This window comes from Brumimicrobium glaciale, from assembly GCF_004152935.1.
Taxonomy (GTDB): Bacteria; Bacteroidota; Bacteroidia; order Flavobacteriales_D; family Crocinitomicaceae; genus Brumimicrobium; species Brumimicrobium glaciale.
In genome coordinates, this window is sequence record NZ_SETE01000003.1 from 453873 (window position 1) to 476432 (window position 22560).

Sequence of the window (22560 nt, forward strand, 5' to 3'; positions counted from 1 at the left end):
TTAAATAATTAAATTATAATTCTAGACTTACTAGTAAAGTATCCGATAAGCATTTTATTTTAAAAGCCAAATCAACGATTTGGCGGTGTTAGTTAAAGGTAATGAACTTTCGGAAACCGTAAAGTGCTCTATTTGCTGTATACCATGTTATCTTCTTTTTATTCAAATACATGTTTGCCCAAACAAAATTCTTTAGTTAAAGTATAAAATAAGCTATCCGTTTTCTCATTTGGTTGTAAATGTCGACTGTAGTCATTTACAATGATGTCATATTCATTTGGATTTGGACCAGTGAAAGTACATGAATTTTGATATTCTCTTTTGGGGTCATGAGTTTCAAGTGCTTCGTTGAAAAATAATCTAAAATTGGATAATTGAATCGAATCAATCAAAATATAGGTTTGAAATTGAGTGTCTTCATCTCGAATTAATATCCAGTCAATATTTTCTGGGAAGTATCCACTCCTTTTTAGAATGTATTTTATTTCCCCAGAACCTCCAATCCCACCATGAAATGTTTCAGTTATTTCTATTCGTTCAGCTTTATCTATTTCTTTCACAAACTCATTGTCCGAGATGCTACACGAACTCAAAATAAGTAGTAAGGAAAAGAATATATGAAATTTTAAGTTCATCCTGTTTTCAATTGAAGATAACGAAGGAGGCTTTGCGGCTGCCTGTTTGCTAAATGTTTTATCGAAGATACAAACTTTTAGATTTACATGAATGTAAAAATCGGAGGTTTTTACAGGCTGATCGTCAAAGGCTGTGTTATCTATATTTTATTTAGGTTTATATTCGTATGTAAGCCTTTTTGATTTTTCTCGAATTGATTTTCGTTCTCGCTCAAGCTTTTCGATTTCTTTTTCGATTTCAATAATTTCAGTCTCAGTTAATTCATTATTCGATTCAAGTTCTTTTTTCAAAAACACCAATCTTTCTATATTCTCAAATGTTTCCGCCATAATAGCTTTTCTTGATTGATAAATTTCCTCAAAATATATCTCCGCTTCTTCAGGGATGACAATATCAAAGATTACAACCCTGCTTGTTTCAGGATAATAAAGTTTATAAACTTCATTCATTATAGTTTCCATAGAATCTCTTTGAGAAACCCATAAATCGTACAATTCGAACTGTCCGAGCGAATGAATAATTGTGTCTTTAATTTGCTTCTGCAATGAATCAGTAGGGAGATCAGGGATGACTTTATTAAAATAATAGACGTTGAACCAAATAATTGCATCTGAATCAAATTTAGATTTCACAGTTATTGATAAATCATCGGATTTTAACTTTTCGTTAGTCCTAAGATTGAAGGCACTAAAATAATTTTTAAATTCATTCTTTTCGATAGTCTCAACTCGGTCACTATTCCCTACTTCACTTTCTATTATTTTTCTCCAATTTTCAGAAACTCCGATTTTCAAAACTTCTAAGTTTTTTAGCTCAATTTCACTTTCCATTTTTGGGCCAATAGAATCTATCATTTTAACTAAATCAGAAATAGTGTTTTCATCGGCTATTTTAGCTATCTCTTCACCTAATCTCTTATTTATAAAATTTATTTTAGACTGGTCTGAAGCTGTTTTTTCGGGAACTTGATAACTAAAATAGAAGTATGCGTCTGTCCCATTTCTATCCATAACTCCAATCTCATACAACTGTTTTTTTGATTGGTTTTTGAGAGAACCATTCTGAACAATTGTATTTTTTTGATCACTGGTTTGATATTTAGAGTCAACTATTCTTTCCAATCTAATTTTGAATACGTTATCACTTTTCATCTCAATGTACATTCCAAAACTATCCTGACTTTCTGATTCGGTATTCATCATGGCAGTCATTATGATATGTATATCCGCACCGACATAACAATGATTATCAATATCAAAATAATACGAGGCATTTCCAGTTGTTGCGCTTTTATATTCCCCTTTTAATTCTTCAGGCTTTTCGAGTTTTGAAATATCAATAATCCCTTCGAGAACTGCACATTTTCGGTCTTGGATAGTTTTAAAACCTACAAAAGTTAAAGTATTGAATCCTTTAGAAAATAACACTGAGCCATTTGCATTAAAGGGGATTTTCATTGGAATTTTATCAGACTGTCCTTCTTTCAAATCTATAGATGGAAGAGGAAAAACAATATTGAATAATGTATTGGAATTGGGCTCGTCAAAACTTCCATTTGGCCTCATGTCTTGAGCAACAGTTGGCGCTGTTTCATTTGTCATTGTATCTCTTGGTGTACCATCCTTATTAAACATTATCATGCTTAATTTTAAATTAGTCAAACTTAAATCCGCCAAATTATTTGGTTTGACTTGAACATTAAGGTTTCCTTTCCCGGTCATAAATGTTTTAGTGGTTGCCTCACTTTTTGACATTTTATTCTCGGTCTCTACTGCTTGTGTGTATGAATAAACATATATTTTTTCTTTACTAAAATCCCAAATGAATTGTTTGTTCTTTGAATCGACAGCGACTTTTTCTTTAGGTATACTTCCACAGCTTGATAGCAATATGATTACTGTAGCAAAGATTATTTTTTCGATTGTATTTTTCATTATAGATAACAATTGGCTTAACGCAGTTGCGTTAAGCCATCTTGTATGTTTTAGCCCAAATTTAATCATTATTTTGAATCAACTAAGCTTTAAAAAAGTTTAAAACCCAACATAACTAAATGTATATCAATTACAATCCGTCTTTCGAAGAGTCAAAATAATTCTCAATAGCAAGCGATGCACTAGCTTGTCGAATGAACTGTTTTAAAAAAAATGTGGAACGTAAATAACGGACATTAATTAAACGACCAATCAAAAGTATCAATCTCCGTCACACACCTTATCAACAAATCAATACTTCCTTGAATATCTTCCTTGTGCGCCATCTCAATCACTTGATGTAAGTGTCTCGTAGGAATTGAAATTGCTCCTGCTATTGAACCTCCAGCAGTCATTCTTTGAATTCCAGCGGTATCTGTACCTCCAGCGGTCAAAATCTCTGGTTGCCATTTAATATTGTGACGATCAGCTGTTTTCCTCATGTATTCTACCATGCGGTAATCTGCAATCGTTGAAGCATCCATAATTTTAATGGCTGTCCCTTCTCCTAAAGAAGTGATTTTTTCATGCGCTGCAGCTCCTGGTAAATCGTATGCAATTGTGGTGTCTAATCCAAATCCGAAATCTGGGTTTATTTTTAATGCAGCAACATTTGCTCCTCTAATTCCCACTTCTTCTTGAACGGTAAATACACCGTAAATGTCATAAGGAACTTCTTTATCTTTCAAGTGTTTTAATGTTTCTATCAATATAAAAACAGCCAAACGATTGTCTAAAGATTTAGAGTTTACACAATCTCCCATTTCAATAAATGAGCGTTCTCTTGTGATTGGATCACCAATGCGAACCAATTGTTCAACTTCTTCTTTTGAACGGCCTGTATCGATGAAGAAATCTGTTGTTTTTGGAATTTTCTGACGTTCCTCTGTGGTCATTACGTGAATTGGTTTTGCGGCCATTACACCCATAACATCTTCTCTTCCGTGAATAATAACACGTTGAGCAGTTAACGTCTTTGGATCAAATCCTCCCAAAGTATGAAAACGAATAAATCCTTTGTCATCAATGTGGGTTACAATGAAACCAATTTCATCCATGTGCGCGCCAATCATGATTTTTTTATCCGATTTTCCGCGTTTTATCGCATAGATATTTCCCATGTTGTCAAGTTCTACCTCATCAACAAGCGGACGTACTTCTTCTAAGATTAATGCTCTAATTTTTTGTTCGTAACCTGGTGCTCCAGGTGCTTCGCAAATGGCACTTAATAATTCAAGGTTTAAACTCATATCTTAATGTTTATGGTGTTCAAATAATCAATAGAATATTAATAATCTGAATTATTAATATAAACTTTAAATATTGGGTTTAGAAAATCAACGTGTGTCGGTTAAAATAACACAATGTATAATTTAAAAAATCATAAATATTTTTTTAAAACGTTGCAATGCTTTGTTTTTTGAAACGGCGCAATGCATTGCGACGTTTAGAAATACTTTGATTTCTTTTCTTCTCTAATCACTCTTTTTGGCAACGGATCTTCATTTATTTCCTTGATGAATTTACGTTTTCTGTAAATATCCACTGCAAGGTAAATTGCACTTCTCATTGATTGTTCGCTCGCTACACCTTTCCCTGCTATATCGAACGCTGTTCCGTGATCTGGAGATGTTCTTACGATTGGTAAACCTGCTGTGAAGTTTACTCCATCATCGAAAGCCAATGATTTGAATCCTGTTAATCCTTGGTCGTGATACATTGCTAAAACTGCATCGAAGTTGGCATATTGACGACTTCCGAAAAATCCATCTGCTGGATAAGGTCCAAAAGTTACAATTCCTTCTTCCATTGCTTTTTGAATTGCTGGAGTAATTTGTTCAGATTCCTCTGTTCCCATTTCTCCTTTTTCTCCTGCATGTGGGTTTAGTCCCAATACCGCAATTTTTGGACGAATAATTCCAAAATCTTTCTTTAAACTCTTATTTAATTCATGGATTTTAGCAAGAATTCGCTCTTGCGTAACGTCTTCAATAACTTGCTTTAAAGGAATATGACTGGTAACAAGGGCAACACGTAAATCTCCTGAAACCATCATCATTAATGCATCTTCTTTACCTGATAAATCAGCTAAATATTCTGTATGTCCGGGAAATTTGAATCCTGCCTGGTGAATTGTTTCTTTAGAAATTGGTGCTGTTACCAACACATCAATTTTTCCGGCAGCTAAATCTTGGGTCGCTTTTTCTAATGATAGAAAAGCATATTTTCCTCCGGTTTCATTTGCTTTTCCCAATTGAATATCTACCACTTCGTCCCAACAGGAAACGATATTTACCTTTCTATCTTGTGCATCCTGCGCATCAGTAACTCTTTGATAATTAAATAAATCATCGCCAATGGCTTTTTTATGAAAAGCCATTGTTTTTGTAGAACCGTAAATTATTGGAGTACAATCCATTAATATTTCAGTATTATTCAATGCTTTAATAATTACCTCTGGACCAATTCCGTTGATATCACCTATAGATATTCCTACGCGAATAGGTGTTCTGTCTGACTTTAAGGTTAAGGTTTCTTTTGCTCTCTTTTTTTGCATACTGCTTTATTTTTACACCTAATTATAAAATAGAATGGTGTTTATAGTAAATGGATGGAAACATAATCATTAATTCCGATAACTATCGAAATGATTCTTTTGAGCTTATTTCACATTATTTCTTGTCGGTTTATACAGCCAACGAGCACTAAGTAACACATCTCCTAAAGAATGAAAAGTAAAATAATTCTCAAAATTTATACAAATTTTAAAAATCGTCTGTTTCCGACCAGACACTATACACAAAAATAACAAATGTTCGGAGATTATGTTGTATAAAAGAGTTTGAAGAATAAAGTACTACATTTTCCTTGATCGTGGTTTTTTATAACGCGGCGTTTTGAAACCCCATTGGTACTTTCTCTTTGTAAATGATTTGCTTTTTTTCTTATCTAAATCTTGAACCTTATAGACCAACCCAAAATGCGCATGTCCATAACTTGAGTCACCAGATGAAAAGCCCATGTTTCCTGAAGCTCTAAATTGAACTCCTAATCCACCTATTAACATAAGGTTAAAACCAGCTCCAAATGTTCCACCAATCATACTTTTTGGACTAATTGCTTCTCTTCCTGTGTAACCTACCCCAGCAAAGAAAAATGGATCAAACCATTGTTGGTCCATTATATAACCTAAACTATATTTGAAATGTGCATCTAGTGAAAAGAATTGACCATAGACAGTGGTATCTTTGTCTACCGTTTTTCCTAATTTATAATTATTTACAGATCCTACAAAATCAATACTCATACCTTTCATAAGGTAAATATCTAGATTAATTGCTGAAGGATATACGGGTAAATTCCATGATTTTTCAGGGTTTAAAAGATGTTTTGATCCATATCCATCATCTATTACGTTATTCCAATAAACGCCAAGCATCCATTTATAGGGCTTAACCATTCTGAAATTTCGATTTTGAGAAAACGAAAACGCACTAATCGATAAAAATAAGAGAGCAAAAATTACTTTTTTCATACAGGGTTTACAGATGCTTTATAAATTAAAAGACTGCTACCAAATTAATAAAATTATAGCAAATAACACTTTTAAAGACTATTTGAATGATAAATTTAATAGGTCAATTCTTGTTTTATAGGGTATCTGAAATTAAAAATCTAGATTAAGCATAAATACTATTCATGCAAATACCCTTATTTAATTCCTCGTCGTTGTGCCGAAGGAATTATTTTAGCTGAAGTCTTCTATTATATTTTCGGTAGAACCCTTTTTATTACTGAACAGTTGAAAACAGTTTGTATTAATCAGTTTTAACATTTCTAGTTTATATCCAGAAACTATTTAGCGTTGTAGTCGCAATTGCTGATATTTATTAATCGTATTTCCAGACTCATCCTCCGCTACAATAATATAAAAATAAGTTCCTTCCTTGACAGGTTGTCCACTCATATCAAATCCATTCCATCGGAAATCAACATCATTTGTTGAGAAAATAATATTTTGTTGATTGTCTATAATTGTCAATTGGAAACTCTTAATATTCTTGCAGTTCACAAAGAATTCGTCATTGTTTCCATCTCCGTTTGGAGTAAAAACGTTTGGTAAATCACCTATCTCACCTGAAATCTTAATTTCAACTTTTATATTTTTAGTAAGTTCTTCTTTATCTGTTTTTACAGTACATTTTACATCATACTCTCCAGCTTCAGTGTAAAAATGTTCTGGATTTAATGTACGATCAATAGTTCCATCACCAAAATCCCAAACTACATAAGCATCATTAGGAATTTCTTCCACTTTAAAAGCAATGTATTGATTGTTTTGATTAACTATTTGAATATTGAAATTAGCTAATTCAGAAACTAGTGCATCCTTTGGTGTGGGTAATATCAACAATGGAGCTGATCTAGATTTATTTATATCATCTTTAACTATTTCGATTTTGTCTTTACTTTCTACTTTTTGAGATACAACTTTACTTTCTTGAGTAGTTAAATTGTTCGAAGAATTCTTAGATTCATTTTGTAAATCATTAATTTCATTTTGTAATTTTTCTTCTGTGGAATTAGATTTAGTTTCAATTTTTGATTCTTCTTTCTCAACTGAACTTATTTCATTATTCGAAGAATCAATTGTTATTTCTTCTTTTAATTCTATTTGATTTGAAGATTCTTTACTTACTGAATCTTCAACTTTTAAATCTGAAATTAACTCCTGATTTTGAGGTGTTTTTTCTTCATTATTCACAACCAATAATGTTCCAACAGTAACCGCAGCAGCAATTGAAACACCAATAACTATTTTACCTACAAGACCCAAAGATGTAGCTGCTCCAGTTGCAGCACCTGCGCTACCTAGACCAGCTTGTATTCCATTCCATAGATTAGGATTTACCTTTGCTTGGTAGTTTCCTAATTCCTTTTGGAATAATTCTTTTATTTCGTCTTTATCGTTCAATATTATATTTTTTTAAAGTTTTTCGAAGTACAGATTTAGCACGTGAATATTGTGATTTAGAAGTACTTTCTGATATTTTTAATGCTTCAGCAATCTCTTTATGACTGTACCCTTCAATAGCAAACATGTTAAAAACAACACGGTAACCATCTGGTAATTGCTGAATAATTTCCATTAATATTTCAGCTTCTAATATTCCTATTGCATCACTTTTTTGAACAATCTCAAAATTTGAATCATCTAAATGTAAATCATTTATATTCTTCTTGTTTTTTCTTAATTGATCTAAAGCCGTGTTAACAATAATTCGTCTAATCCATCCTTCCAAAGAACCCTTATGCTCAAATCGATGAAGATTCTTGTATACCTTGATAAATCCATCTTGAAGAACATCTTCAGATCTTTCTTTATCCTTTATATATCGCATTGCAACCCCTAACATTAACGGGGAAAAACGATCAAATAACTCACGTTGAGCTTCACCGTTTCCAGAAACACATTTCTGTACAAGAGTTTCATCATCCATTTTTTTACTTCGAATTAAAGACTACAATATTACATAAAAGGTTGCAGCAAAAAATAAACCTGTTATTTTTGGGGAACTTAAAAAAAATAATGAAACACTACACATTTATATTATTGCTCTTTTTTATGATCACACATTTCTTTGGAAAAACACAAGAATTAAGTGAAGGCTATTGGAAAGGTGAACTTAAACTACAGGAAAATAACATTTTATCTTTTATTTTTACAGTAGACAAAAATCAAAGAATTACAATTCAAAATGCAGAAGAACGTATTTTATTGAAGGAATCTATCAAAGAAAATGACAGTCTTCAGTATTATTTTTCAAGTTTTCCTAACTATTTAATTTTTAAAATTAATTCTAAAAAACGAATATCTGGATTTTTTGTTAATCCTGATCGAAAAATAAATCAGGCTAGATTAGCATTTAATGCTAAATATTATGGAGACAATGAACCAACTTATTTAGGCAAAAATGATACTCTTTTAGATGCCAAATGGGAGGTTTATTTTAATTCAAATTCTGAAGATAAATTTCCTTCTATCGGAAAATTTAAGCAAGAAAAAAGTAAATTAACTGGAACTTTTTTAACAGAATCAGGCGATTTTAGATTCTTGAGTGGAAGCTTTAAAAAAAATAAATTAATACTTTTTAGCTTCGACGGTGCACATGTTTTCTTATTCACCGCAACATTAAAAAATGATACTTTAAAAGGTGAATTTTTCTCTGGAAGTCATTATCAAACAAATTGGATAGGATACAAGAATGAAGCCTTCGAATTAGAAAATCCTGATTCATTAACTTACATGGTAAAAGATACTTTTGCTTTTAATTTTAAAACTACAAATGATGATGAATATACTTACCCAAATGAAGCATTAAAAAATAAAGTAGTCATTATTCAAATTCTAGGTACTTGGTGTCCAAATTGTTTGGATGAAACAGTATTTTACAAAGAACTGTACAAAGAATACAATCATTTAGGATTAGAAATTATCGCAATTGCTTATGAAACTCCAGAATCATTTGATGGAAAAGTTAAACGCATCAATCGTTACATTGAAAATAAAGAAATTGAATATCCAATTTTAGTCGGTGGAAACGCATCTAAAAAAGAATGTTCTGAAGATTTTCACATGCTAAATGACATCACTTCTTTTCCAACTTCAATATTTATAAATAAAGAAGGCAAAGTAATTAAAATTCATACCGGATTTAATGGCCCTGGAACTGGAAAAATTTATACTGATTATAAAAAGAAAACTAAAAATTTGATTGAACGTTTGCTGAAAGAATAGGTTTTTAATTGATGATTTTATAAATAGATTACCAAGATAGATTGTTAATTACTATCAAGTTGAAAAGGTGAGTTCATCATCTTTGATCGAATTAATCAGTGATAGGATAACCTCTACATTTTAAAAATTATCTTTATAAATGCTCTGCCCTGCGTTGTACAGAGCTTGTCGAAGTAAGCTTTCTGTAGTATGCATAACGAAGTATTTGAAGTTTTCTTGCAAAGAATAAATAGGGTAAAATTCTGCTTATAAGAATTAACAATTTGATAAAATACTTATCGAAATGTTTTTCAGAAAGTTGATAAATAATTGAAGTACTACAAAAGCTGAAACCTCTAATTTCAAGCAAAGCTGACAAATAATTTACCTTCAATTTGCGATATCAAATAGAACAAGTACATAATTGTTAATTATCAATTATTAATTCCCTTCTCTTTCCCCTCAAAAATGTAACTAACACCCACTCTAAAAGAGTTAGCAATTAAACTTGCATTTATTGAATGAGCTGTTCTTGATGAAGTTATATTGTGATTTATAGAATAATTTATAGTGCCCATATTTGAATAAATCATCCATCTATTTTTAATAAAATAAGTCAATCCTGGAGAAATACCTATGCTTCCATTAAGACTTGTCGAATTACCGCTTGATTCTACACCTGCAAAACCTGTCTTAAATTTATCGAATCCATAACCTAAATTAACATTAGCACCCAGAGTGAAAAATAATTTATCTACAATAGAATAAAAACGAGTGACTCCAAAATTAAGACTGATTCCGTTACTTATTGATTCATTAAAACTTTGATTGCTTGATTCATTATAATCTTTTCTGTATGAATAGCCTAAGCCTCCGGATATTAGAAATTTTTCAGAAATAAATTTTCCTAAACTTGGTGCAATTGAAAAACTTAAACTTTGTCTTTTATTTAAACCAACTGGAGCATTAGTTAAGTTAAATCCTAATGATCCACCAAGAATATAATCACCTTGTGTAGGTTGAGCAAAAGAAGAAAATACTAAAGAAATTGAAAAAATAGTAGTTAATAGTATAGCTTTCATAATGTTATTTTAATGCAAGATTAAGCAAAAAAATGATTTCCTTGACTAAACTAAAAATTTAATCGTTAAACATTTATAATTAACACTTTATCTTTAAACCAAATTTATTTTATTTACCAATTTATCTTTATAAGAACCACCAATTGGAATCAATTTTTTATCATTTTCTAATTGAAGATTTGGATATTCGATCACTGAAATTTTATCTAAACGAACAATGAAAGAACGGTGAACACGAATAAAATCTGTGTCTCCTAATTTTCGATCAATATCCTTCATTGTGGAATGAATCGTATATCTTTTATCAAGCGTATTGATGACTACGTAATCTTTTAAAGCTTCAACAAAAAAGATATCCTTGGTATTGAGTTTTACTAATTTTGAATTTGATTTAACGAAAATAAAATCCTGTGTACTTTTATTTTCAACAATTGAATAGAGTAAATCACGCTCTTTTTCAACCTCCTTTTCTTTTTGATGTTTGTATAAAGCCATTTCAATAGAAGTATGTAAATCTATTTCTTTAAATGGTTTTATGATGTATCCATAAGGCTCCGTAATTTTTGCTTTCGCTAAAGTAGCCTCATCAGCATAAGCAGTTAGAAAGATAACAGGAATGCCATGTTCTCGCTTAATAACTTCGGCTGCTTCTATACCATTCATGTCTCCTTTAAGCATGATATCCATCAAAACAATACTCGGACGCTCTTCAGCGGCAAGCGTAATGGCTTTTTCTCCAGTTGCAGAAGCGCCAGAAATAATATATCCTAACCTTTTTAAACTATGTTGGATGTCTTTCGAAACTATCGACTCATCCTCAACGACTAAAACTTTAATTTTTGACATACTATTCTATTGTTTTTTTAAGACAGATTTAAATATACAAATTCTATTTTTATAAATATCAATTCAATGAATAATAAGTACTTTTTTTAATCTGTATATATATTCAAAACCTTTGTATAGCAGTTGATTGAAGGTTTATTAAGTGAATTAAAAAGAAGATAGGAATTTTTTCTTGATTTTCAAAACGAATATTTTTTTCTTAAAGAGTATATAATTAGAATAAAGAAAAATTTTTTAAAAATCTATTTACTATTATTATAGTACTGTTAATACGGTGCATTACTTTTTTGTGTTTTACTTGTTTACTAAGTTGTAAACATAATATCCATAGTTATACACATGATAAGTTTGTTTAATCTATTATTAAATAAGGATTTATAGACTTGTTAACAATACTGTTTATTCTAGTAAATTGTATAAATAGTTTTCATTTTCTAAAAATATTGACTCATTTCACGTGTTCATAATTAAATGTAAAAACTAACAACTTACTATTGTTTTTGTCGATTGTGTTTTGGTTTGGAATAATATTTAGATTTAACTAGTAAAAGTTGTTGAAAGTAGTTAACAAAGAATTATCATATTGTTAATAACTGTGTCGATAACTCCATTTTAAGAACCTAGCATAATCAAGGGGTAAAGAATTCTAAAAAAAGTCATTGTTAATAAGTAGCACCGATTGTTAATTACGTAATATTGTAAAAAACTCTTGATTATGACAAATTCTAAAATTATACCCATTGGAGCGGATCATGCTGGTTTTCAGCTGAAAGAAGCAATTATAAAGCATTTCACAGAACGTGGATACAAATTTAAGGATTATGGTGCATATTCCGAGGAAAGTATAGATTATCCTGATTATGGTCATCCAGTTGCTAATCATGTCCAAGAAAATGAAGGAACGTTAGGTATTGTTATTTGTGGAAGTGGAAACGGAATCAATATGACCGTGAACAAGCACCAAGGTATTAGAAGTGCATTAACATGGACAGAAGAATTGGCAGAATTAGCAAGACAACATAACGACGCAAATATAATAGCACTTCCAGCAAGATTCATCTCAGTGGAAAATGGAATTAAAATGGTAGAGAAATTTTTAACTACAGATTTTGAAGGCGGAAGGCATCAGAAGAGAGTGAATAAAATTGCTTGTGGTGGTTTCTAAAAACGATTTGTAAGAACGATTTGCAAATCGTTCTTACAAAAACGATACTTTTTTGGGATAGGTACGGACGATTTATTTTGGGATAGTAGGGACGATTTGCAAATCGTCCCTACACTAACTCTAAATCAACTTGTTTTTTCAACATATCAACTCCAATTACTTTAACCTTTACTTGGTCTCCGAAATTGAAAACGGATTCTTTTCTTCTTCCAACAATTTGAAAACTATCATTATCAAAACGATAACTATCATTTGGTAAAGACTGTATCGTAATCATTCCTTCACAGTAATTATCATTCATTCTTACAAACATTCCAAAATCAGCTAAACCAGAAATTGTTCCTTCAAATTCCTCACCTACTTTATCTTGTAGATATTTTGCTTGGAAGAATTTATTAGATTCTCTTTCCGAATCAATTGCTTTTCTTTCTTGTGCTGAAATATGCTCAGAAATTTCATTGAGTCTATTACCGTAGTTTTTCTGTTTGTTATCCAATTTATCTTGAAGCAAACGGTGAACAACTAAATCGGCATATCTTCTAATTGGCGAAGTGAAATGCGTGTAATAATCAAACGCCAATCCGTAGTGACCTATATTATTGGTTTGGTAAACGGCTTTTGCCATAGAACGAATTGCCATTGTTTGAATCAATCCATATTCTGGTGTATCTTTTATTTTTTCTAGTAAACCATTGATCTTTTGAGCTACATTTTCAACGTTTTCAAATTCTAAATCGTAATCAAATTTTTCAATGAAAACAGAGAATGTCTTTAACTTTTCCAATGATGGCTTATCGTGACAACGGTAAATGAATTGATTGTTTGAACCTTTATCTCCTGGTAATTTCCCAACAAAAAGTGCAACTCTTTTATTGGCCAAAAGCATGAATTCTTCAATTAACTTATTGGCATCTTTTGATACTTTTTTAACTACTCCATTCGGTGTTCCTTCATCATCAAAAACAAAACTAACCTCTTCAGATTCTATGGATAATGCGCCATGCTTCATTCTGTCCTTACGAATCGTTTTAGCAATCTTGTCCATCGCTAAAATTTCTTCTTTTAAAGTATCGCTTTTTCCTTCGATAACTTGTTGTGCATCTTCATAAGCAAAACGATAATCTGAATGAATAACAGTTTTTCCAAACCATTCCTTTAATACATTCCCTTTTTCGTCGAGTTCAAAAACAGCAGAAAAAGCGTATTTATCTTCATTAGGACGCAGTGAACAAGCAATATTTGACAATTGTTCAGGAAGCATTGGAATAACACGGTCTTCTAAATAAACAGAATTACCACGTTTTACCGCTTCCTCATCCATTGCAGTTCCTGGTTGCACGTATTGACTTACATCAGCAATGTGAACACCTACTTCAATATTTCCATTTTCTAAAACTTCATAAGATAAAGCATCATCAAAATCTTTGGCATCAAAAGGGTCAATTGTAAAAGTTAATTTTCCACGTAAATCTTTACGTTTCTTTACTTCTTCTGGATCCAATTCAATTCCAACTTTTTCTGCTTCTTCAATAACTTCTTGCGGAAATTTGATTTCAAATTCATTTTTGAATAAAATAGAATACATTTCTGCATCGTTATCTCCGGGTTGACCTATAACCTCAAGCACTTCACCATAAGGACTATCAACACCTTTTGGCCATGAAGTCATTTTTGCAATAACTTTTTGACCTGTTTTAGCGCCTTTAAGCTTTTCTAAAGGAATATAGAGATCAACATTGATTTTATTGTTGTCTAGAATTAAAAATGCAAATTTGGTTTTTACATCTAAAGTTCCAACAAATTGCGTAGTTTTTCTAGTGATAATTCGGGTAATTTTACCTTCTGTCTTATTCTTTTTCTGTCGTGTTACCTCTACTTCCACTTCATCTCCATGAAATGCTTTGTTGATGTTTTCAGGTGAAACATATATATCACCATCTCTATCTTTTATAATAATGTAAGCAGCTCCCCTAGTTGTTGAGTCAACAGTACCTACAAATTGATTTGTGAAATTATCATTAATAATGAAATAACCTTTTTGAAATTCATTAAGGAAACTTTCATTTTTTAAATCATTTAATATTGACAAAACTAGCTTACGCATGTTTTTATCCGTAATCTGTAGAATTGCACTTATTTCCTTTGTGTTATATTTTTGATCTGGTTGGCGTTCAAATATCTTTCGTATTGCTGACTCTAATCCTTTTTTTCTGATTTTTTTTCCTGACATGTATTGTATTTTACCTCAAATATAAATGAATTTAACGTTTATAAGTGACTTCTCTTATTATGTAAAAGTTAAGACTTAATTATAATTAGAACAATTGCATTCTTTTAGGGTTCTGTATAGTTGTGAATAATTCGTATTTTTGTTTAAAACCTTTTGAAAATGAATGAAAAAATAGAAAAATTATTAAACGACCAAATAGAAAAAGAATATTCTTCAAGTCAACTTTATTTATCGATGGCTTCTTGGTCTGAAAATCAAGGATTCAATGGAACTGCATCGTTTTTATATGCACACAGTGATGAAGAACGTGAACACATGTTGAAATTGGTAAAGTTTATCAATGAACGTGGTGGAAAAGCTGTTATTCCTGCAATCTATAAACCAGATGTAAGTTTTGATTCTATGGAATCTATCTTTAAATCTTTATTGCACCATGAAGTTTTAGTTACAGAAAGTATCAATAATATTGTTGATGCATGTTTAACTGAAAAAGATTATACAACACACAATTTTATTCAATGGTATGTTTCAGAGCAATTAGAAGAAGAAGCTTTGGCGCGTAATATTCTTGATAAATTAAACATGATTGGAACAGACAAAGGAGGTCTTTATTTATTTGATAGAGATATGCTAAGCTCTAGTGTTTCGGCAGCTACTCCAAACTAGTCATTGTTATTAGACGTCAAATACTGCATTATGCTATATTTTATAGTCTTCTTACTAAGACTTAAAATGTGCAGTTTTATACACTGACTAAATGAACAACAAATTACTTTTTAAATATTTTTTACTGTATGTGATTTTTTTGAGCCCTTATTTATCCCTTAGGGCTCAGGATCACATACAGTTTAAAAACTATACCATAAATGATGGTCTTTCTCAAAGTTCTGTTTCCTGTATAATACAAGATAAATTAGGCGCTTTATGGTTAGGAACGCAAGATGGAATTAATAGATTTAATGGAAAAGATTTTGAAGTTTTTTCAGGTGATAAGGGATATGATATTTCGAATGAATACATAAACACAAGTTTTACGGATAGAAATGGGAACATGTGGTTTGGTACCTATAATGGACTGACCAAATACAATCCGCGTTCAGTAAAATTTTCATCTTATCAAATTAAGGAATATCAAAGACTAGAAATTAATTCTATTACAGAAGATGCAAAAGGAAATATTTGGATAGGGACAGCATTTGGACGTATTTTTAATTTTGATACACAAACCAATAAATTTACACTTATTGATGATAACACTTTTAGTTCTAAAATTATTGATATTCGTTTTAAAAGGAATACCCTTATTTTTGTAAGTGAATTTGAAGGTGTTTTATTAACAGATACTCATTTTAAGAACAGAAAACTAGTTCAACCTAAAGCTAAAAACGAAAGTGAATTCACTATTAATGGATTTATAGAGTCACCAAATCATGAAATCGTTATTGCTACAAATGAAGGTGTTTTATTTTTAGATGATACCTACAGTTTTTTCTCTCCGTTAAACGAATTATTTTCTTCATTAAAAGATATTAATGTTGTAGATGCAATTTATCTTTCTAATGATAGAATACTTGTGGCTTCTGAAAATTCTGGTTTATTTCAAGTTAGAAAAAACAAAAATGACAGCATAAATGTAATCAATTATTCAGCTGATATTTTTCAAAAAGGAGCTATCGTATCAAACAAATTAACCAGTTTATTTAAAGATAATCAAGGGGTTATTTGGATAACTTCTCAAAGAGGATTAAGTAGTTTTAATCCAGAGTTCGTTGGTTTTAAAGGAGTTGGAATTTCTGTAGACTTAAATAAAGGACTGCCTTCACAGAATGTTTGGGGTTTTGCGGAATCAGCAAATCAAAAATACCTTTATATCGCTGCAGATCATGGAGTTTCCGCCTTTGATCGAACAAATCACAAATATTATCATTATTACAGAGGAGTTAATAACAACGAAAATTTAACCACATTAACAATCAAAGTTATTTCGGATAATGAACTTTTGGTTGGGTGTTTAGATGGACTTTTTATTCTTTCAATTGATAAAAACGATCCAAGTAAATATAGCTTTACTAAAATGAAGCATAGCTCAGATGTTCCACGTGAATTTGATATGAGTTATTCTATAGTTTCATATAAGAATGATCATCAGTTCTTGATTGGAACACGTGCAGGAGTTGCACTTTTTGATTATAAAAAACGAACGTTTAACTATTTGTTTAATGACGAAGAAAAGAAAAATACGATTGGTCCAGGTCCATGCAGGCTAATATTTAAGAAAGACAATAACTATTATGCTGCTCCATCTTCGGGTGGATTATTTTTAATTCAATCAAAAGACAATATACTTACAGCTTCTGTTCAGCATGAATTTTCATTATTAAACGCTATTACTAAGGATTATTTTTCAGACTTTTTTCAATCCAATGAAAATGAATTTTGGTTTGGAACTATGGGCGATGGACTTTTTAAAGTCAATTTATCTACAAAAGAAATTATTCAATTCAATAAGACGAAAGGTTTACCCAATAATGTAATTTATGGTATTGAAGCAATTGAGAAAAACCCAGAATACATTTGGCTTTCTACCAATAAAGGAGTGATTGCTTTGAACGTTAAAACAGAAGAATTTTATACGTTTTCTGAAAAAGATGGTTTAATGAGTAATGAATTAAACTCAGGCGCTAGTTTTGTTTCTAAAAATGGAGAAATATACTTTGGAGGAATTCAAGGTTTTAATTATGTGAAACCTTCTGAAGCCTTTCAAGTAAATAAAAACATTAGGGTTTATTTTTCTGGAATTGAATTAGAAAATGAAGCTCTTTTCCCTGAAGAAAATGGGATTCTAACACAAAGTATTGCTTTTACAGATCACATTAAAATTCCATACAATCAAAGAAGTTTAAAATTGCGCTTTTTTGCCAATGATTTGAGTAATCCTGATCGTATAGAATATAAGTACGTGATGTCTGGAGATGATGAGGTAGAAGAAGAATTAGGTGCTTCAAATGAATTGCGTTTTACAAGTATTGCTCCTGGCGTTTACCAACTTTATATTTATGCAAGAAGCACAAATGGGAGTTGGACAAAATATCCTGCAAAATTAACTATTGAAGTAGAAAGACCTTTCTGGTTGAAGTGGTGGTTTTTTACAATTATTATTGTTTTTGTTGGACTATTTGTTCTTTATAGAGTAAGAAAAAGTATAGATAAAGAACGAAGACAGCAGGTGCGATTAGAAATGAAAATTGCTGAACGCACACGTGAATTGCGTAAAATGAATGAACAAGTTTTACAACAAAAAGAGCGATTAGTTTTACAGACTGAGGAATTAGAAAGAGAAAAGGATAAATCTGAGCGTTTATTGAATAATATTTTGCCAAAGGAAACAGCAAGTCAATTGAAGAAAGATGGACGCTCTGCTGCAAGAGATTTTAGTAAGGTTTCAATCATGTTTACGGATTTTGTAGGCTTTTCCAAAATAGCCGAAAACATGGATGCTAAAGATTTAGTTTCTATTCTAGATAAGCATTTTAGAAAGTTTGATGACATTATTGAAAAAAACGATTTAGAGAAAATAAAGACCATTGGTGATGCTTACATGTGTGCCGGTGGAGTTCCTATCAGAAACAAAACCAATCCCATTAATACTACACTTGCTGCTGTTCAAATTAAGTATTACATGCTTGATTTTAAAGAACAACAAATAAAAGAAGGTAAACCTTATTGGAAGCTGCGTATTGGAATAAATACGGGTGCTGTTTCTGCAGGAGTAATTGGAACAAAGCGTTATGCTTATGATGTATGGGGAAATGCTGTAAATAGAGCGCAACGAATGGAGCAAGTGTGCGAACCTGAGAAAATAGCAGTTTCTGAGGATACTTTTGATCATATTGAGCCCTATTTTGAATGTAACAAAGTCGGAAAAATTGAAACCAAAAGTGGAGTAAAAATAATGATGTATGAAGTGATTTCCATTAAACCGGAATTATCAATCGATGGATTAGGAATAGAGCCCAATAAATCATTTCATAAGTTGGTTAATTTACATTTTTTCAGTAAAATTAATTACTACAAAGCCGAACGTTTTATCTTGGCTAAATTGAAAAAAGAATTAAGTCCAAAACTACATTATCATTCTTTCGATCACTCAAAAGATGTAACCCGTCAAGCTGAAAGAATTGCAATTGGAGAAGGAATTACGGATGAGGATTTATTTTTACTAAAATCTGCGGCCTCCTATCACGATGCTGGTTTCGTGGAACAATATGAAAGAAATGAACCTATTGGGGCAAGAATGGCAGCCGAAATTCTTCCAAAATTTGGGTACACCGAAGCACACATTGAAAGAATCAAAGAATTAATTTTTGTTACTCAAGTGCCGCATAAACCAAAAAACAATTTGGAAGAAATTATATGTGATGCAGATTTGGATTATTTAGGAAGAGAAGATTTCCACGAAATAGCAGACCGATTAAGAAAAGAATTGAGAGAGCACGGTAAAATAGACAGTGATAGAAAATGGGATCAAATGCAGGTTGCTTTCCTAACCAAGCACAGATACTTTACCAGAACATCAATTGAGACGCGTTTAGACAAGAAAAGAATGAACCTGGAAGATGTTAAGAAGAAGTTGTTGGAGGATAAGTATGTGGACTAGATTTTAATTCTACTATCGCGGTTTTTAGTTTCTGCTACCGCTAGTTTGCAACTCGTGGTAGTAGAAACTAAAACTCACAAACAAAAAAAGACCGCACAAGGCGGTCTTTATTATTTCAAATATATTCTAATCTTTAAGAAAACAATACACTACTTCCATAAGGAGTTTCGATAGGATTAACTACCAAAGTTGGAATTTGTGCGTCGTTTGTAATCATATATTGCTCGTAGTTTGATCCAAAAGCACCTAAATAGTTACTTTTATTTTGGTTCATGATTGCAATTAAATCAGCATCTTTTTCAATAGCTAATTTTACCACTTCTTTATCAAAACCACTACTCGGAGCTAATGTAGCTGTCATTTCAATACCTCTTTCTTCAAAGAAACGTTTCGAAAATAAGATATTAGCACTTACTTTATTCTTTAAGAATTCATCTGTTTCATTTGGTGTAATCACATGAACTCTTGATTTAAAGAATTTTGCCATTGATGCAACGATTGCTAATTTTTGTTTCGTCTCTTTGTGTAAATCGAGAGGAACAACTATATCGTCATAACCGTTTTCACCAACACTTTTTTGTTGTACAATTATAAAAGGTACAGTTGAGTGTGTGATTACTTTTAATGCATGTGATCCAGCAATGTGTTGCCATCCTGAAGCTCCGTGAGTTCCCATGAAAATTAATTCTGCATGATGTTCAGCAGCAAAATCTCCAATATCTTCAAAGATTGTTCCTACCCTAACTTTAGGAATAAGTTCAATATTTTTCGATGCGTGTTTGGCAGCAACTTCTTTTAGTTTTGCTTCAGCTTCGGGAATTTCTTTGTTTTTTGAAACAACATGTAGAATGTAAACTTTAGCACCAACAACTTTTGCTGTTGTAATTGCATGGTTTAGTGCACAATCTGCTACCTCTGAAAAATCGTGAGGAACGATAAAACTTTTGTCGGACATAATTAGTATATGGTTTTTATAGCTCTCAGCAAAAATAAGCAATTGTTTGCTATCACTAACATTAATTTAGTAGATCAATATAATTATTAATTCTGAAAAAGAACTAAAATCATTGTTTATTTAATAAAAAAAGCTCTTAACCTGTTAAGATTAAGAGCTTTTAATTCAAGAGGTCCCGAGCAGATTCGAACTGCTGTGGATGGTTTTGCAGACCACTACCTAACCGCTCGGTCACAGGACCATTTATTGGATTGCAAATATAAGAATATATTCTGATACTCTAGAAAGATTTCTAAGAAAATCATTGCACTCAATAAATGAATTATTTAAAAATATTATCCTTCAATAATTATCGCCACATCATCCACATCGCCGCCTATTGGCGGACAATGCTTTATGACTTTTACACTTGATTTTATTAAACCTTTAATTTCATTCTTTAATCTTTCACTAATTCGGAATCCAACATGCTCAATTAATTTTGATCGAATGGCCATCTCATCACGAACCACTTGATTAATTTTTACGTAATCAACTGTGTCTACTAATTCATCTGAAAGGAAAGAGGCCGAAAAATCTGTTGTTATTGAAACATTCACGGTGTAATGTCCACCAATTTTTTCTTCCTCCACCAAACATCCATGAAAAGCATAGAGTTTAATTCCGTTAACTTCAATAGTATGTTGCATTTATTCTTTCAATTTTACAATTGCTGGAATGTTATTTTCCATGCGTTTCAAAGTTTCTTTCTTACCTAATAAATCAGAAATTTCAAACATGCTTGGTCCCATTCCTTTTCCAGTAAGCACCAATCTAAACAATGGAAGAACTTTTCCAATGCCCATTTCTTTAGCTTCTAAAAATGCTTTAAATGAAGTTTCAATATTTGCAGCATTAAAATCAGAAATTGTTTCTAATTCTTTTGACCATTCATTCATTAATTCCTCAGCTTCATCTTTCCATTTTTTACTTACTGTTTTATCGTCAAATTCAGTAGGGTTGGCGAAAAGATAATGGCCTTCAGAGTAAATGTCTTCTACGAATGTTGCGCGCTCTTTCATCAAATAACAGGCTTGCTCAACATAAGTATCATCAAAATTTGAAATTGCATCTCCAACTTCTTCACGCAGCATTTTAGCTAAAGATTTTTCAGTCTCTGCACGTAAATATTGTTGTTGGAACCATTTTGTTTTATCTGCATCAAACTTTGCTCCTGCTTTACTTACTCTTTCCAATGAGAAAGCTTCAACCATTTCTTCCAGTGAAAAAATCTCTTGTGTAGTTCCTGGATTCCATCCTAAAAACGCCAACATGTTGATAAATGCGCCAGGTAAATATCCTTGTTCTCTATATCCTGAAAATTTCTCACCCTCTTTAGATAACCAATCAATTGGGAAAACTGGGAATCCTAAACGGTCACCATCTCGTTTAGATAGTTTACCATTTCCATCAGGACGCAATAATAACGGACAGTGTGCAAATTTTGGAGCTTCCCATTCAAATGCTTCATACAATAAAACATGCAATGGAGCTGACGGCAGCCATTCTTCACCACGTATAACATGCGTGATTTTCATTGTGTGATCATCCACAATATTCGCCAAGTGATAAGTTGGCATTCCGTCGCTTTTAAATAAAACTTTATCGTCAACGTTATTTGTGTTCACAACAACCCATCCTCTAATTTCATCTTCAAAACGCACATCAATATTACGTGGCATTTTAAAACGAATCACATAAGGATCTCCGTTGTCTAATCTTTTTTGAACTTCATCTTCTGGCAAAGTCAAAGAGTTTTGCATTGAAGATCGCGTTACAGAATTATATTGCCAGTTCGGCATTTTCATCTGAATGGCTTGCTTTCGCATTCTGTCTAAATCTTCTGATGTATCAAATGCATAATATGCTTTTCCAGACGCTATCAATTGATCAGCATATGGTTTATACATTGCTTGTCTTTCAGATTGTTTGTAAGGACCGTAATCTCCACCAACTCCTTGACCTTCATCAACATTGATTCCGCACCATTTTAATGCTTCAATAATATATTCCTCAGCACCTTCAACAAAACGTGCTTGATCTGTATCTTCTATTCTAAGGATAAATGTACCATTGTGCTTTTTAGCAAATAAATAATTATACAATGCAGTACGAACTCCCCCCATGTGTAGAGGTCCCGTTGGTGATGGCGCAAACCTTACGCGAACTGATTTATCTGACATAAATTCTAAATTTTTA

17 protein-coding genes and 1 tRNA gene are annotated in these 22560 nt (G+C 31.6%); 4 read left to right on the top strand and 14 right to left on the bottom strand.

All coding sequences use genetic code 11. The annotated features are described in order from the left end of the window. Positions 1–158: 158 nt before the first annotated feature. From ERX46_RS09110 to ERX46_RS09140, 7 genes are all read right to left on the bottom strand, one after another. Entirely contained in the window at positions 159–635 is a 477-nt protein-coding gene (locus ERX46_RS09110; protein WP_130093549.1) for a hypothetical protein, read from the bottom strand. Positions 636–782: 147 nt separating this feature from the next. Then, a complete protein-coding gene (locus tag ERX46_RS09115; protein ID WP_130093550.1) occupies positions 783–2570 on the bottom strand; it encodes a hypothetical protein in 1788 nt (595 codons plus the stop codon). A gap of 236 nt (positions 2571–2806) precedes the next feature. Then, positions 2807–3859, bottom strand: coding sequence for a M42 family metallopeptidase (locus ERX46_RS09120; protein ID WP_130093551.1), 1053 nt, complete (start codon positions 3857–3859; stop codon positions 2807–2809). 197 nt (positions 3860–4056) lie between these two features. After that, a complete protein-coding gene (gene pdxA / locus ERX46_RS09125; protein ID WP_130093552.1) occupies positions 4057–5166 on the bottom strand; it encodes a 4-hydroxythreonine-4-phosphate dehydrogenase PdxA in 1110 nt (369 codons plus the stop codon). Positions 5167–5466: 300 nt separating this feature from the next. Next, on the bottom strand, positions 5467–6144 hold the full coding sequence (locus ERX46_RS09130) for a hypothetical protein (RefSeq protein WP_207214149.1): 678 nt from the start codon (positions 6142–6144) through the stop codon (positions 5467–5469). A gap of 324 nt (positions 6145–6468) precedes the next feature. Then, positions 6469–7584, bottom strand: a complete 1116-nt coding sequence (locus tag ERX46_RS09135; RefSeq protein ID WP_130093554.1) for a T9SS type B sorting domain-containing protein — start codon at positions 7582–7584, stop codon at positions 6469–6471. After that, positions 7574–8110, bottom strand: coding sequence for an RNA polymerase sigma factor (locus tag ERX46_RS09140; RefSeq protein WP_130093555.1), 537 nt, complete (start codon positions 8108–8110; stop codon positions 7574–7576). Before ERX46_RS09140 ends, ERX46_RS09135 begins: the two co-directional genes overlap by 11 nt. An 89-nt stretch (positions 8111–8199) precedes the next feature. Here ERX46_RS09140 and ERX46_RS09145 point away from each other — a divergent pair, with 89 nt between their 5' ends. After that, on the top strand, positions 8200–9408 hold the full coding sequence (locus ERX46_RS09145; protein WP_130093556.1) for a TlpA disulfide reductase family protein: 1209 nt from the start codon (positions 8200–8202) through the stop codon (positions 9406–9408). Positions 9409–9821: 413 nt separating this feature from the next. Here ERX46_RS09145 and ERX46_RS09150 read toward each other — a convergent pair whose 3' ends face one another. Continuing rightward, a complete protein-coding gene (locus ERX46_RS09150) occupies positions 9822–10469 on the bottom strand; it encodes a porin family protein (protein ID WP_130093557.1) in 648 nt (215 codons plus the stop codon). Between the two features lie 93 nt (positions 10470–10562). Continuing rightward, positions 10563–11315, bottom strand: coding sequence for a response regulator (locus ERX46_RS09155; protein WP_130093558.1), 753 nt, complete (start codon positions 11313–11315; stop codon positions 10563–10565). 715 nt (positions 11316–12030) lie between these two features. On the opposite strand from ERX46_RS09155, the gene rpiB reads away from it, so the two are divergent. Next, positions 12031–12480 (top strand): ribose 5-phosphate isomerase B, encoded by a 450-nt coding sequence (gene rpiB / locus ERX46_RS09160; protein ID WP_130093559.1) that lies wholly within the window; start codon positions 12031–12033, stop codon positions 12478–12480. 109 nt (positions 12481–12589) lie between these two features. Here rpiB and rnr read toward each other — a convergent pair whose 3' ends face one another. Continuing rightward, positions 12590–14710, bottom strand: coding sequence for a ribonuclease R (gene rnr / locus ERX46_RS09165; RefSeq protein ID WP_130093560.1), 2121 nt, complete (start codon positions 14708–14710; stop codon positions 12590–12592). 159 nt (positions 14711–14869) lie between these two features. Here rnr and ERX46_RS09170 point away from each other — a divergent pair, with 159 nt between their 5' ends. Next, positions 14870–15376: a ferritin gene (locus tag ERX46_RS09170; protein WP_130093561.1), complete on the top strand. Its 507-nt coding sequence runs from the start codon at positions 14870–14872 to the stop codon at positions 15374–15376. Between the two features lie 91 nt (positions 15377–15467). Next, positions 15468–19367: an adenylate/guanylate cyclase domain-containing protein gene (locus ERX46_RS09175; protein ID WP_130093562.1), complete on the top strand. Its 3900-nt coding sequence runs from the start codon at positions 15468–15470 to the stop codon at positions 19365–19367. Between the two features lie 133 nt (positions 19368–19500). On the opposite strand, the gene ERX46_RS09180 is transcribed toward ERX46_RS09175, so the two are convergent. The 4 genes from ERX46_RS09180 to gltX form a co-directional block, all read right to left on the bottom strand. After that, positions 19501–20322, bottom strand: a complete 822-nt coding sequence (locus ERX46_RS09180) for a universal stress protein (protein WP_130093563.1) — start codon at positions 20320–20322, stop codon at positions 19501–19503. 170 nt (positions 20323–20492) lie between these two features. Continuing rightward, positions 20493–20563 (bottom strand) — tRNA-Cys (locus ERX46_RS09185). Between the two features lie 94 nt (positions 20564–20657). Continuing rightward, on the bottom strand, positions 20658–21011 hold the full coding sequence (gene folB / locus ERX46_RS09190) for a dihydroneopterin aldolase (protein ID WP_130093564.1): 354 nt from the start codon (positions 21009–21011) through the stop codon (positions 20658–20660). After that, on the bottom strand, positions 21012–22544 hold the full coding sequence (gene gltX / locus ERX46_RS09195) for a glutamate--tRNA ligase (RefSeq protein ID WP_130093565.1): 1533 nt from the start codon (positions 22542–22544) through the stop codon (positions 21012–21014). Positions 22545–22560 lie beyond the last annotated feature (16 nt).